Genomic DNA, 12808 nt, shown 5'->3' with positions numbered 1-12808 from the left:
TTTTTCTCTCTCTTAGTGATGATGACTCTTCTTGTGCGCCTCGTCCTTGGTACGGGCGTTGTAGGTATTCATCGTCCGCTCGATGCCCTGTAGGGCAAAGCTGCGGATCACCTCAGCGGCGAGGATGGCAAGGTTGGGCCACTGAGCCTCCTCCTCTTCGTCAAAGGAGCCGAGGACATAGTCGATCTGCCCTCCCTTGGCGTAGTGGGAGCCTATGCCAAAGCGAAGGCGGGCGTACTTCGCACTCCCCAGCGTCGCCTCGATGTGCTTCAGGCCGTTGTGTCCGCCGGGGCTGCCCTGGGCGCGAATGCGAAATTCGCCAAAGGGGATATTCAGGTCATCGACGACGACGAAGAGGTTCTCCTGCGGGATATTCTCCTTCTTCATCCAGTACCGGACGGCGTCGCCGCTGAGATTGACGTAGGTGGAGGGCTTGAGGAGGATGAGGATCTTATTCTTCACCCTCATCTGGGCGACCATGCCGTAGCGCTTGTCCTCAAAGGCGACACCCCCCTCCTCCGCCAGTGCGCTCAGGACGCGGAAGCCTGCGTTGTGTCGGGTATCACGGTACTCGGGGCCGGGATTGCCGATCCCCACGATCAGGTATTTGCTTGACTCACTCATGACTTGATAGATAATGATCTGCCACCTCCTCCAGCTGGCTGTACCACTCAGCTCCGTAGACGCGCACGAGCGCTGACCGGACGAAGCGGTAGATCCGGACCCCCTCCCGTCGACCCCGCGCCACTGCCGCATCGCAGAGGGGAGACCAGACGTCATAGTAGAGGATCGTCCGCCCGGCATCAGTCCGCCGGGTGCGCACCGGGTATAGGTGGCAGGAGATCGGCTTGTAGAAGAGCGACTGCCGACCCTCTGTGAAGCACTTCTCGAAGGCACAGCGACAGCACTCGCCTTCCTCATTGCAGGTGAAGACGCACCGCCCCCCGTCGACGATCATAGTCGCCCAAGCTCCCGGAGCCGGGCTGTAGAGCACGCCGTGCGCCGTCATGTAGTCGACGTTGGCAGGCGGGATGGTGTCGATCACTTGGGGAAGCGTCTCCAGCAGGGGAGCTTTCTCCTCCTCTGCCACCGGAGCGCCCTCCACGCCCTCCACGCAGCAGGCGCCCCGACAGACCTCGAGGTCACACGCGAAGTACTCGGTGATGATCTCCGGGCTGACGAGGATCTCTCCCACCTCGAGGTATTTACTCTTCTTTGCCATAAAAAATAAAGGAGAGCCACCCCACCATACCGGCACGGGTGTCTCTCCTTGGATCATGCTACCCGTCGGCTCCTGCAAGTCAAGTGCGGGAGTGAGGGGGTAGGTAGCTTACTCTGCGGACTCCTCAGCAGCCTCCTCAGCCGGAGCCTCGGGAGCAGCGGGTGCTGCAGCCTCCTCCTCAGCCTCCATCTGGGCAGCCATAGCGGCCATCTCACGGGAGGACTTGATGGTGGCGACGACGGCGTTGCCGGCGTTGAGCAGCTCGAGGTTGTCGAAGCTCAGATTGCGTACCTGGATCGGCTGGTCGACACCCATATTGGTGATGTCGATGTGGAGACGATCGGGGATATTGGTATAGAGACCCTTGACCTTGAGGTAGCGCATACGAGTGATCAGCGTACCACCGGCACGGACACCCTTAGCGAATCCATCGAGGACGATGGGCATATTGACTACGATAGGCTTATCCTCAGAGATCTGGAGGAGGTCAATGTGCAGCACCTCGTCGGTGACGGGGTGGAACTGCAGGTCCTGCACGATGCACATCACCTTGTCGCCACCCTCTACAGAGAGCTCGACCGTGTGCACGTCGGGGGAGTAGATCAGGTTGCGCACCTCCTTCTTGGACACGAGGAGGCTCTGATTCTTCTCACCACCATAGATCTCTACGGGGATCAGACCCTGGCGACGCTGGTCGCGGGTCGCCTTCTTGCCCACCTCCTTGCGGACGGTGGCACTGAGACTGTACGTCTTCATACTTGCTTATTAGTTGTGTTACTCAAAATTAGCTCTTCCTAATTTCCCATCACACCTTGATAGGCCTTTTCCATAAGAAAAGCATGCAAAGATACTGATTTCCTCCCATATAGCGATACACTTGCCGAGTCTATTGCTCCTGCGGAGGCCGGGAGTGCGGTAGTCACTTGCACTTCGAGGGGCATTTTTGGTACCTTTACCTGCCGATATTATAGGCATAAGATCGTGACGGCTTTGTACAAGAAGATATTACCCATCCTACACCTGACGGCAGTGCTGGCGCTCTGCTCTCCCCTCGCGGCACAGACCCCGAGGGACGACAGTCCGGAGCTGCTCTACAGCGACTTCTACCGTCGGGCGCTCTGCCTGGAGCCCCTCGATGCGGAGAGCGAGCTCTCACCCTACCTCTCCCATCTCTGGCTCGCCAACCTGGCCGACTCGACTCAGGCGTCCGCGCTCTCAGACATCGGCTTCGTCCTCAGCCAGCTGGGTCAGCCGGAGCAGGCTCAGGCCTATCTCATGCGTGCCTATCGCGCTTCGCACGGAGATCATCTGATCGGCGAGCCTCTCGCCCGGATGGCGCTTGCCAATCAGGACTTTGCCACCGCCGAGGAGGTGATCACGGAGCTGCTGGCGAGGGTGCCGGATGACCACTTCCTCCTCATCCTCCTGCAGCAGGCCTACCGATCGGAGGAGAAGTGGGATAAGGCAATCGAGGTGGGGAAGAAGATCGTCGAACTGAGCCGCGATGACCCGCGGCAGGTATCGGGACTCGCGGGGCTCTATATGCAGGCGGGACAGCAGGATAAGGCGATGGAGCTACTGGAGGAGTACGGCAAGACCCACTCGGGCGAACCGACGACGCAGACGGTACTCTTCTACCTCTATCTCTCGGCAGGCGACTACGACCGTGCCGGTAAGGCTCTGGAGCAGCTGCGAAAGCAAGGCGACGACAGCGACGCACTGCGGGTGGCCGAGGTGACCTACCTCGCTCGGCGGGAGCGGTATCGCGAGGGGGCGAAGTACATCCTCCGTCAGTCTCGGAGTGAGGGGATCGACCCGGAGCAGGTGGAGTCGCTGATCCAGACCTTATATAAGGAGTCACCGAGTGCCACTGAGGCGCGGCGAGAGGTGGTGAAGGTGCGGGCTGAGATCGCCAAGCTCTTCCCCCAGACCCCGCAGCTTCGGCTCGGACTCTCGCAGGACTATCTGCTGCTGGGCGATACGGTCGCAGCGGAGGGGATACTGGACAGGCTGGTGAATGATCGCGTGGAGCTGGTGTCGCCGTACGTCTACTTCACCGACCGCTATGCGGCTGCCGAGGACACGACCAATCTTCGCCACTATGCCGAGGCGGGTCACGAGGCACTGCCGGAGGAGGGAGTCTTCCGCCTTTACCTTGCCCTCCTGGCGGTGAATGCGGGTGACACGACCGGCTATCGCAGACAGCTGGACGATGCCCTCACGGTGGTCTCGATGGAGGATCGGTTTTACCCTCAGCTGGCACTCCTGCGGGCAGATGACCTGAGTGGCGGGGGAAACTTCGATGCAGCGAGACCCTACTACGAGGCAGCGGTGAGCCAGCCACTGCCCCCGGCGTACAATAACTACGCCTACTTCCTCACGGAGAAGTCCGGCACTCCGGCCGACCTCGACAAGGCGGAGAAGCTTGCCCGACAGGCAATAAAGCTGGAGCCGGACAACGGGACCTACCTCGATACCTACGCCTGGGTGCTCTACCGCAAGGGCTCGTCGATGCTCGCCCTGATCTATATAAAGAAGGCAATCGAGGCAACGGAGATACCCGACCCGACGCTCTACGAGCACCTCGCCGAGATCCTGACTGCAGAGGATCGGTATGACGAGGCGATCGAGGCGTGGCGTCACTGTCTGGAGAGCGGGGGCGACACGAAGAGGGTGGCACAAAAGGTGGAGGCCATCACAGAGATGAAGAAGAAAAAAGCTGAGCCTGCGACAGACTGACTCGGCGTAGATTAGTCACTTAGATCAAGGAAAAGCACCATGAGACAGACCATAAACCGAACTGCGCCCCTCACTCTACTTCCCCTGCTGGGACTGCTTCTACTCGTTGCCACCTCTTGCGGCTCGCGGAGAAGCACCGTCAGTCGCTCGGGGGCCATTGGGACTCTCTCCAAGAGCGAAGTGATCCGAGGCTATGCCGCACTTCCCTCCTACCCGCTCGCCGATGTGCGCGGTATGCTCTCCGTCTCAGCGGGAGACAAGGGCGATCTCTCCAGTGGCTATCGTATGTCGATCTACCCCGGGGAGGCGATGGTGATCGCTGCGAGACCAATGGGACTCTTCGAGGCAGGTCGGGTAACGCTGCTTCCGGATCGGGTAATCTTGCTGGACAAGATGGACCGCTACGGTGTGGACGAGGCGCTGGATATCACGCCACCACTACCGATCAGCATCCTTGACCTCTTCGGATCCGTCAGCACCTCGCGCTTAGAGGAGTTGCAGATGAGCCGGGAGCCGGGAGGATACCGCTTCACCGACCGGGATAGCGGGAGCGAACTCTTTATGGACCTGGATCTCAATCTCACCGGTATGTCGATCGACCTGCCACGGAGAGCGGGCGGCGTGACCGTCTCCTTCTCCCACTTTGCCACCATAAGCGGATACCGTCCTCTCCCTCAGCGGATGAAGGTGGAGCTGCGTATGCCCTCCATGGGCGACCCTGCCACGCTGGCGCTTACGGTAACTGACTACGACACCAAGCCGTCGATGAAGCCGGACAAGGCGCTCCCCGACGACTATACCCGACTCAGTCTCATCCGACTGCTCTCTGTAATCCTCGGCAAATGAAGCACCTCAAGTTCCCCCTCTCAATCCTGCTACTCCTCACGCTCTCCCTGGCCCCGCTTACGGAGAGCGCTGCACAGACGACGAAGAAGTCGGATGTGGTACGACAGCTGGAGAATCAGCGGAAGAAGATCCAGGAGGAGATCAAGCGGATCTCCGCACTCCTGACCGAGACCACCTCTTCGTCCAAGAACACCCTGCAGCGGATCTCTCTCCTCGACCAGCAGATCCGAGCACGTAAGGAGGCGATAGCGACGATGCAGAGCGAGGTGACTGCGCTCAATGGTCAGATCGACGAGCTGGAGGTGAAGCTGGACTCGCTACAGGTGCAATTTGACCGCAAGCAGGTGAGCTACATCAAGTCGATCCGCGCCCTCCAGACCCACCACTCGACGGAGGATATGCTGATGTTTGTCCTCAGCGCAAAGGACTTCGCCGAAGGGATGCGCCGGGCGGAGTACTTAGGGCAGTATGCCAAGTGGCAGCGCAATCAGGCGGAGAAGCTCAAGGCTCTCCGTGCAGAGATAGAGACTCAGCGAGCAGAACTGGAGCGTGCGCGCGACAAGCAGCAGCAACTCCTCAATGACAAGACCGCCGAGCAAGCGAAACTGCAGGCGGATCAGGACGCTGCCCGCCAGGAGGCGAGCCGACTGAAGGGGAAGGAGAAGGAGCTGCGGCAGCAGATCAAAAAGCAACAGAAGCAGGCTGCCGCCCTCGACCGGAAGATCCAGGAGCAGATCCGCAAGGAGGTGGAGGAAGCTCGACGAAAAGCTGAACTGGAGGCACAGAAAGCCAAGAAGGGCAGCAAGACCACTCGCCGTCGCGCTGCCACTAAGGGCGGCTATGCGATGACGGAGAAGGAGATCAAGCTGTCGAAAAACTTTGCCGACAACCGAGGGAAGCTCCCCAGCCCGATCTCCGGGCCGAGTCGAGTAGTCTCCCGCTTCGGTCGGCAGAAGATCGCAGGCATGCAGTATGTCGAGCTGAATAATAACGGTATCGACCTGCAGGGTGTGGCGGGAGCACGGGCACTCTCCGTCTTCGACGGCGTAGTGACCCGTATCTTCACCCTCGAGGGCTTCAATAACAGCATCATCATCCGCCACGGTAACTACCTCACCGTCTACAGCAACCTGACGGAGGTCTTCGTCAAGACGGGCGACAAGGTCACTACAGGTCAGGCGCTCGGCAAGGTATACTCCGATCCCGACGTGGGTGGCGCAACGAAGCTCCACTTCCAGCTCTGGAAGGAGACCACTAAGCTTGACCCCTCGCAATGGATCAGACGCTGACCCCTACCTTCCGGTCGCTCCGTGAGCTGAGCGATGTCCTGGAGGGAAGAACCTTCGTTGCCACGGTTGGATCCTTTGACGGGGTCCACCTGGGACACCGCGCGGTGATCAAGCGAACCGTCCGCGAGGCTGCAGAGGAGGGACTAGCCTCCGTGGTGATCACCTTCGACGGACATCCCTCCGAGGTACTCCGCAGGAGCGCTCCACCGCTGATCACCGGCACGACGGAGAAGATCCGCTACCTCGCTCCCCTCGGGGCGGATGCGATCCTGCTCCTGCCCTTTACCCAAGAGCTGGCGGCTCTATCCATGAGCGACTTCATCGGGGCACTTCGGGAGATCGGATTGAGACGGATGGTGCTGGGGTACGACAGCAGGTTTGGTAGTGACACGTCGGGGATCCCCTTTGACCTCTTTGACAAAAAGATGGCAGCGCTTGGCGTGCCGGTTGAGCGCGTAGCACCGGTAAGTCCGGGTGGCGTCGAGATAAGCAGCAGCCACATACGGGCACTCCTCACTGAGGGACGTATCCCCGAAGCGGAGGCACTACTCGGTCACCCTTACAGCCTCTGCGGCTACGTCGCCGAGGGACGGCAGATCGGGCGACAGATGGGATTTCCCACAGCGAATATCGTCCCCGAGGGGGCGGCACCGCTGATCCCGAGGGACGCAGTGCTGGCGGCTGAGGTGCTCCTGGACGGGGTCACCTACCCGGCGATGGCCTACTACGGCACTGCGCCGACGATCAGCGCCGACGACAGAGACTACAGGATCGAAGCCTTTCTCCTCGACTTTAGCGGGGATCTCTACGGGGATCGCGTGGAGATATCTTTCCTCCTCTACCTCAGGGGCGACAAGCGCTTCGACAGCCTTGAGGAGCTGAGGGCGCAGCTGCTCCAGGACGAGCAGGTGACCCGAGACTTCTTCCGCCGGAGAGGGCGGAGCGTATAGTGTCAAAGAATTACTACCTTTGTATCCACTATGAGACTAAGATTGTATCATACCATAGGGCTGACGATCATCACCCTCCTGATGACCGTCTCATCCCTCCGTGCGCAGGAGTCGGTGACCGACTCGCTCACGGTTCGCAATATCTTCGACGAGCTTGCGCTCATCAAGGAAGGCGAGGGGACGGTCTTCGTCACGCAGTCGCCCGATATTGCGGCGCTGGTGCACAATCGCCCCTCTCTGATCACCAAGGACGACCTCCAGGCAGGCTACACCTACCGGAGCGGCTACAGGATCCAGGTATTCAGCAGCAACGACACCAATGCCCGCAGAACCGCCTCCTACCGGGCGCGACAGCTCAAGGACGCCTACCCGGAGATCGAGACCGATGTGCTCTACAAAGCCCCCTTCTGGAGCGTCCGCACCGGAAGTTTCGTCACTCGCGAGGAGGCAAGAGACTTCATCGCTCGGCTCAAGGGGCGCTTCCCCGCCTTTGCCCGAGAGATGTATGTGGTGCCGTCCAAGATCAAAGTACCTCTCTAACGACTGACTCATCCCATCACTATGACCTCACGTCACGACAACCCCTACTTCACCGAGGAGATTGATCCGCAGGAATTGGAGGAGCGAACCGACCGACTGGCTGAGCTCTCCCATCAGATCCTCACCGAGCTGGGCGAGGACGCCGACCGCGATGGCCTCCAGGAGACGCCGGTACGCGTCGCCAAGGCGCTCCAGGCACTCACCCGAGGCTACCATCAGGATCCCAAGGCGGTGCTCCGTGCTGCCACCTTTGAGGACGACTACAGCCAGATGGTGATCGTGAAGGACATCGAGTTTTACTCCCTCTGCGAGCATCACATGCTCCCCTTCTTCGGCAAAGTACACATCGCCTACATACCCAATGGTCACATCACCGGACTCAGTAAGCTGGCCCGGATTGTGGACATCTTCTCTCGCCGGCTGCAGGTACAGGAGCGGCTCACGAGGCAGATCAAGGACTGCATCGAGGAGGCGCTCCATCCACTCGGCGTGATGGTGGTGATCGAGGCGCGGCACCTCTGTATGCAGATGCGGGGGGTGCAGAAGCAGAATGCGATCACGACGACGAGCGACTTCTGCGGCGCTTTTGAGCGGCAGAGCACCCGGTCAGAGTTCCTCGAGCTGATCCACCACGAGGGCAAGGGATACGTATAATCTATTTATAAGAATAAGGAAATCATCATGAGCAATATCAAGCACACGCTGATCCTCTGCATAGGAGTCCTCCTCGGCATGACCGCCTTCGGTAGCGCTGAGGCACAGTTCCACTGGGGAGTCCGCGCCGGGGCCGACTTCTCCAAGTTCCCCACCACAGCAGATCAGTTCAAGTCCGACTACTACACCGGCTTCCATGTCGGTCCGACGGTCGAGATGAAGCTGCCCCTCCGCTTCTCCCTCGATGCCTCACTGCTCTTCTCTCAGAAGAATGTCGGCATCACCTCGATGGAGAAGACTGAGGTAAAGGACATCCTGAAGACCAATTACTTCGTCGTACCGGTGAATGCGAAGTTTGACCTGGTCAGCCTGCCCGGTGCGGACGTGATGGTGATCGCAGGACCGCAATTCAATTTTATGCTCAACAACAACCTCGAGGACCTGACAAACCTAAATAACCTGCGGGAGACTGAGGCGAAGAAAGCGTCCGTCGGAGTCAATGTCGGTCTCGGCGTGCGGGTGCTGAAGATGCTGCAGATCTCTGCGCTCTACAACGCTACGCTGTCGGACGACTACAAGTTTACGAGCCTCAATCAGACGACGAAGGATGTCTTCAATGCGAAGACGAATAGCTTCGTCATCCAGGCCGCTGTCCTCTTCTGATAGAGTCAGCTGCTGTTATACAAAAGGAGAGACGCACCATCCGGCGAAGGTGGTGCGTCTCTCCTTTTTTTATTTGATCACCCCTCGACCGGCGTAGACGGCAGCGATACCGAGAGCGACGCTGAGGAGGATGTAGAGCGCCATCAGGCTATAAGCGCCGCACTCCTTGAGCATCAGGCACTCCTTAGAGAAGGTGGAGAAAGTGGTAAAGCCGCCACAGAGCCCCACGGTGAGCCCTCGGGCGATCGCCGCATCAAGCGAAGTGGTCTCCGCATAGGCGGTCAGTAGCCCTATGAGGAAGCAGCCGAGGAGGTTGATCACAAGCGTCCAGAGCGGGAAGCCTTGTAAGACTGTAGGCAGAGGGAGTAGCCCGATGCCGTAGCGGAGGATACCGCCCAGCATGCTGCCCAGTCCGACGAAGAGAATGGTTTTCATGACTGTACTAAGCTGTGAGTCCGGAGAGACGCTCGAGGATCGTCGTCGCCTGCCTGAGCGTCTCCACGCCCCGGACGGAGATACTGCGGTCGCCCTTCTCCTCCTTAAATCGCAGATCCTCGCCCCACTGAGCCGCTGCCTGGAGGATGTGGGAGAAGATCGGGCTCCTGTAGTAGGGGCTGTGGAGGTCGCGGACGAGGGTCAGCTTGAGCAGTCCGCGCTTCAGCAGCACCCTCTCCACACCGCACCGCTGGGCTAAGAGACGGAGCTCCACCACATGGAGCAGCTCCTCCCCCTCACGCGGCATCGGACCAAAGCGGTCCACCATACGGTCGTAGAAGTCGAGGAGATCCCTCTTCCGCTGGATGCCGTCCAGCTCGCGATAGAGCCGCATCCGCTCCTCGTCCCCGGGGACATAAGTCTGAGGGAAGTAGGCTGCCACGTCGGTGTCGATCGAGGTGTCGGTGACATAGGACCTGCGGTGACCCTTCTTGTCGGAGGGAGAAGGGCTCTCTGCCTGCTCCACAGGCTCCTCCTCTGTCGGAAAGAGATCGGCAAACTCCTCATCCTTAAGCTCCCTGACCGCCTCCTCCAGCACCTGCTTGTAGGTCTCGTACCCGAGGTCGGCGATGAAGCCGGACTGCTCCGAGCCGAGGAGGTTTCCCGCGCCCCGTATGTCGAGGTCCTGCATCGCGATCTGGATGCCGCTCCCCAGCTCGGCAAAGGAGACGATGCTCTCGAGCCGACGCTTCGCTGTATCGGTCAGCGCATCCGCCGGGGGCGTCAGGAGGATGCAGTACGCCTGCCGATCCCCGCGCCCCACCCGACCGCGGAGCTGGTGGAGGTCGCTGAGACCGAAGCGCTGCGCCTCATTGACGATGATGGTATTGGCATTGGGCACATCGATCCCATTCTCCACCACAGAGGTGGCGAGGAGTACGTCGTACTCCTGATTGACAAAGCCGGTCAGCACCTTCTCCAGCTCCTTAGGCGGCATCTGACCGTGGCCGACACCTATGCGGACGCCCGGCACCGCCTTGCGGATATCCTCCTCCACGCTCTCCATGGTTCGGATCCGGTTATTGATCACAAAGACCTGCCCATCACGCGCCAGCTCAGCATTGATCGCATCAGCGAGCACCTCCGGGCTGTAGGTGGTGTGGTCGGTCCGCACGGGGTGACGATTGGGCGGCGGAGTGAGGATATTGGAGAGGTCGCGGGCGCCCATGAGAGAGAATTGGAGCGTCCTCGGGATCGGCGTGGCGGTCATCGTTAGCGTGTCCACCTCGGCGCGCATCTTCCGGATCTTCTCCTTCACCGCGACGCCAAACTTCTGCTCCTCATCGATGATCAGCAGCCCGAGGTCCTTAAATTTCACCCCCTTCCCTGCCAGCGAGTGAGTGCCGATCAGTATGTCAATCTTCCCCTCCGCGAGATCCTTCAGCAGCTGCGTCCGCTCCTTTCCCTGCCGTGCTGCATTGAGGTAATCGACCCGCACGGGGAAGTCCTTGAGCCTTTTCTTAAAGGTGTGGTAGTGCTGGTAGGCTAGCACGGTCGTCGGCACCATCACCGCCACCTGCTTGCTATCTGCGCACGCCTTAAATGCCGCCCTCACGGCGATCTCCGTCTTGCCGAATCCGACATCCCCGCACACCAGCCGATCCATCGGCACGGGCGACTCCATATCCGCCTTCACCTCCTCCGTCGCCTTCTCCTGATCGGGCGTATCCTCGTACATGAAGGAGGCCTCCAGCTCCTGCTGCAGGTAGGTGTCGGGGCTAAAAGCGAAGCCCTTCATCTTCAGCCGCTGGGCGTAGAGCTTGATCAGGTCGCGGGCAATCTCCTTGACCTTCTTCTTCGTCTTATCCTTCAGCCGATCCCAGGCGCCGCTGCCCAGCTTATTGAGCTGCGGTGCCTCCTCCACGTCCTTGCTCTTGTACTTGGAGATGCGGCTGAGGGCGTTGATGCTGACGTAGAGGCTGTCGCCGCCCTTAAAGTTGAGCCGCACCGCCTCCCTTTCCTCCCCATTTTGCTCGATCTGACAGAGCCCGCCAAACTGTGCCACGCCGTAGTCGGAGTGGACGACGTAGTCCCCGTACTCAAATCCCCGGATGTCCTGCAGCGTCAGCGCCGAGCTCCGCTTACGGATGCGGTCACTCTTGAGCCTATAGCCGTGGTACCGCTCGAAGATCGAGTGGTCCGTCAGCAGGCAGAGCTTGATCTCGTGGTCGATGAAGCCCCCGTGCAGCGTCGGCCGCAGTGGGACGAAGTGGACCGGCTGCTCCCGCTCGGCGAGGAGTCTGTGGAGTCGCCCCAGCTGACTCTCCTGGTCGCTCATGATCATCGTCGCAAAGGACTGATGCTGGTAGTCGGAGAGCGTCTCGGCGAGGAGATCCATTTTCTTATGAAAGAGGGGCTCCGGCTGCTCGCGGAAGGCGATCTCCCGCCACTGCGACTGCTCCCTCAGGTCGACGCCCCCGGTGAGGAGCGAGAAGTGCTCCAGCTGCGCCATCACCGTCTCCGGCTCGATCAGCCGCGCCTGCATCTCCTCGAGGGTGTGGAAGATATTGTCCTCCGGGTGGACCGGGGGCATCTCGTAGACCGTGCGGAGGGTGGAGGGGAAGAAGGAGTGACTCGGCAGGTAGACCACCGCCTCCGCCGGCAGCAGCTCGAGGAGCGAGGTACCCTTGCTCTTACTCTTGCTATCTACCGGTGCCAGGATCCGCACCCGCTCCATCGTCTCACCGGAGAGCTGGCTCTCGGGATCAAAGAAGCTGATCGTCTCCACCTCGTCGCCGATGAAGTCGATCCGCACCGGCAGATCCTGCGCGTAGGAGTAGATGTCGATCAGACTGCCGCGGACGGCAAATTGTCCCGGCATGTAGACATAGTCCGTCTCCTCGAAGCCGAGCGACCAGAGTCGCTCGCGGAGAGACTTCCGCTCATACTCCTCCCCGAGCGCAATGTCGATATGCCCCGCCTCATACTCCGCCTGGTCGGCAAAGCCCTCCGGCAGCGCCGCCGCATAGGTGACGATGATCCGTGGTGGCACCCCGCCACCCCTCAGCCGATCGGCGATCTCGCTCCGCAGCACCTCATTGGCCGCATCGGGCTGTCCGTAGCGGATCCCGCGCCTATAGAGCGAGGGGAGGAAGAAGACCTGCTCCTCGCCCCCCATCAGGGCGACCAGGTCACTCTGCAGGTAGCCCGCACTCTCCTCATCGTCACAGACGAGGAGGAAGGTCGGCACCTGCGTCAGCCGATCCGCCAGCTCGGCAAAGAGGAGTGCCGGTGCAGAGCCGGCAAGACCGGAGAGGAAGAGTCGAGCGGGACTCTTCCGCTCCTGGGCGAGGGAGCGGACTATCGTCTGCAGAGCGGGATGCTTCCCGTAGAGGCCCCGCAGCATACTCAGGTCGACAGTCTTGGCTGTCGTTTCTTCAGGATCTTTGTTCTTCATTTACGGGGCAAAG

12 protein-coding genes are annotated in these 12808 nt (G+C 60.4%); 7 read left to right on the top strand and 5 right to left on the bottom strand.

Going from position 1 to position 12808, the window contains the following annotated elements:
• Positions 1-12: 12 nt before the first annotated feature.
• The 3 genes from pth to B088_RS03545 form a co-directional block, all read right to left on the bottom strand.
• On the bottom strand, positions 13-624 hold the full coding sequence (gene pth / locus B088_RS03555; RefSeq protein ID WP_018107036.1) for an aminoacyl-tRNA hydrolase: 612 nt from the start codon (positions 622-624) through the stop codon (positions 13-15).
• Positions 617-1222 carry a DUF3109 family protein gene (locus B088_RS03550; RefSeq protein ID WP_026170476.1) on the bottom strand — a complete coding sequence of 202 codons (606 nt, stop codon included), beginning with the start codon at positions 1220-1222 and terminating at the stop codon, positions 617-619. Before B088_RS03550 ends, pth begins: the two co-directional genes overlap by 8 nt.
• A gap of 108 nt (positions 1223-1330) precedes the next feature.
• Positions 1331-1978, bottom strand: coding sequence for a 50S ribosomal protein L25 (locus B088_RS03545; protein ID WP_018107034.1), 648 nt, complete (start codon positions 1976-1978; stop codon positions 1331-1333).
• Between the two features lie 234 nt (positions 1979-2212).
• Here B088_RS03545 and B088_RS03540 point away from each other — a divergent pair, with 234 nt between their 5' ends.
• The 7 genes from B088_RS03540 to B088_RS03510 are packed head-to-tail and all read left to right on the top strand — an operon-like array spanning position 2213 to position 8903.
• The gene (locus tag B088_RS03540) at positions 2213-3961 is read left to right on the top strand and encodes a tetratricopeptide repeat protein (RefSeq protein ID WP_018107033.1); all 1749 of its coding nucleotides are present in this window, start codon (positions 2213-2215) and stop codon (positions 3959-3961) included.
• Between the two features lie 39 nt (positions 3962-4000).
• Positions 4001-4807, top strand: coding sequence for a hypothetical protein (locus tag B088_RS03535; RefSeq protein WP_018107032.1), 807 nt, complete (start codon positions 4001-4003; stop codon positions 4805-4807).
• Entirely contained in the window at positions 4804-6096 is a 1293-nt protein-coding gene (locus tag B088_RS03530; RefSeq protein WP_018107031.1) for a murein hydrolase activator EnvC family protein, read from the top strand. Before B088_RS03535 ends, B088_RS03530 begins: the two co-directional genes overlap by 4 nt.
• Positions 6081-7046, top strand: coding sequence for a riboflavin biosynthesis protein RibF (ribF, locus tag B088_RS03525; protein ID WP_018107030.1), 966 nt, complete (start codon positions 6081-6083; stop codon positions 7044-7046). Before B088_RS03530 ends, ribF begins: the two co-directional genes overlap by 16 nt.
• A 30-nt stretch (positions 7047-7076) precedes the next feature.
• Positions 7077-7586: an SPOR domain-containing protein gene (locus B088_RS03520; protein WP_081605454.1), complete on the top strand. Its 510-nt coding sequence runs from the start codon at positions 7077-7079 to the stop codon at positions 7584-7586.
• Positions 7587-7607: 21 nt separating this feature from the next.
• Positions 7608-8240, top strand: coding sequence for a GTP cyclohydrolase I FolE (gene folE / locus B088_RS03515; RefSeq protein WP_018107028.1), 633 nt, complete (start codon positions 7608-7610; stop codon positions 8238-8240).
• Between the two features lie 27 nt (positions 8241-8267).
• Positions 8268-8903 (top strand): outer membrane beta-barrel protein, encoded by a 636-nt coding sequence (locus B088_RS03510; RefSeq protein ID WP_018107027.1) that lies wholly within the window; start codon positions 8268-8270, stop codon positions 8901-8903.
• A 69-nt stretch (positions 8904-8972) separates the two neighbouring features.
• Here the strand turns inward: B088_RS03510 and B088_RS03505 are convergent, their stop codons facing one another.
• Both B088_RS03505 and mfd read right to left on the bottom strand, forming a co-directional pair.
• Positions 8973-9338: a fluoride efflux transporter FluC gene (locus B088_RS03505; RefSeq protein ID WP_018107026.1), complete on the bottom strand. Its 366-nt coding sequence runs from the start codon at positions 9336-9338 to the stop codon at positions 8973-8975.
• Positions 9339-9345: 7 nt separating this feature from the next.
• Complete coding sequence (gene mfd, locus B088_RS03500) at positions 9346-12795, bottom strand: transcription-repair coupling factor (protein ID WP_018107025.1); 3450 nt, start codon at positions 12793-12795, stop codon at positions 9346-9348.
• Between the last annotated feature and the right edge of the window lie 13 nt (positions 12796-12808).

It is taken from the genome of Porphyromonas bennonis DSM 23058 = JCM 16335, assembly GCF_000375645.1.
In the GTDB taxonomy this organism is placed as follows: domain Bacteria; phylum Bacteroidota; class Bacteroidia; order Bacteroidales; family Porphyromonadaceae; genus Porphyromonas_A; species Porphyromonas_A bennonis.
This window is presented reverse-complemented; position numbering and strand designations above follow the sequence as displayed.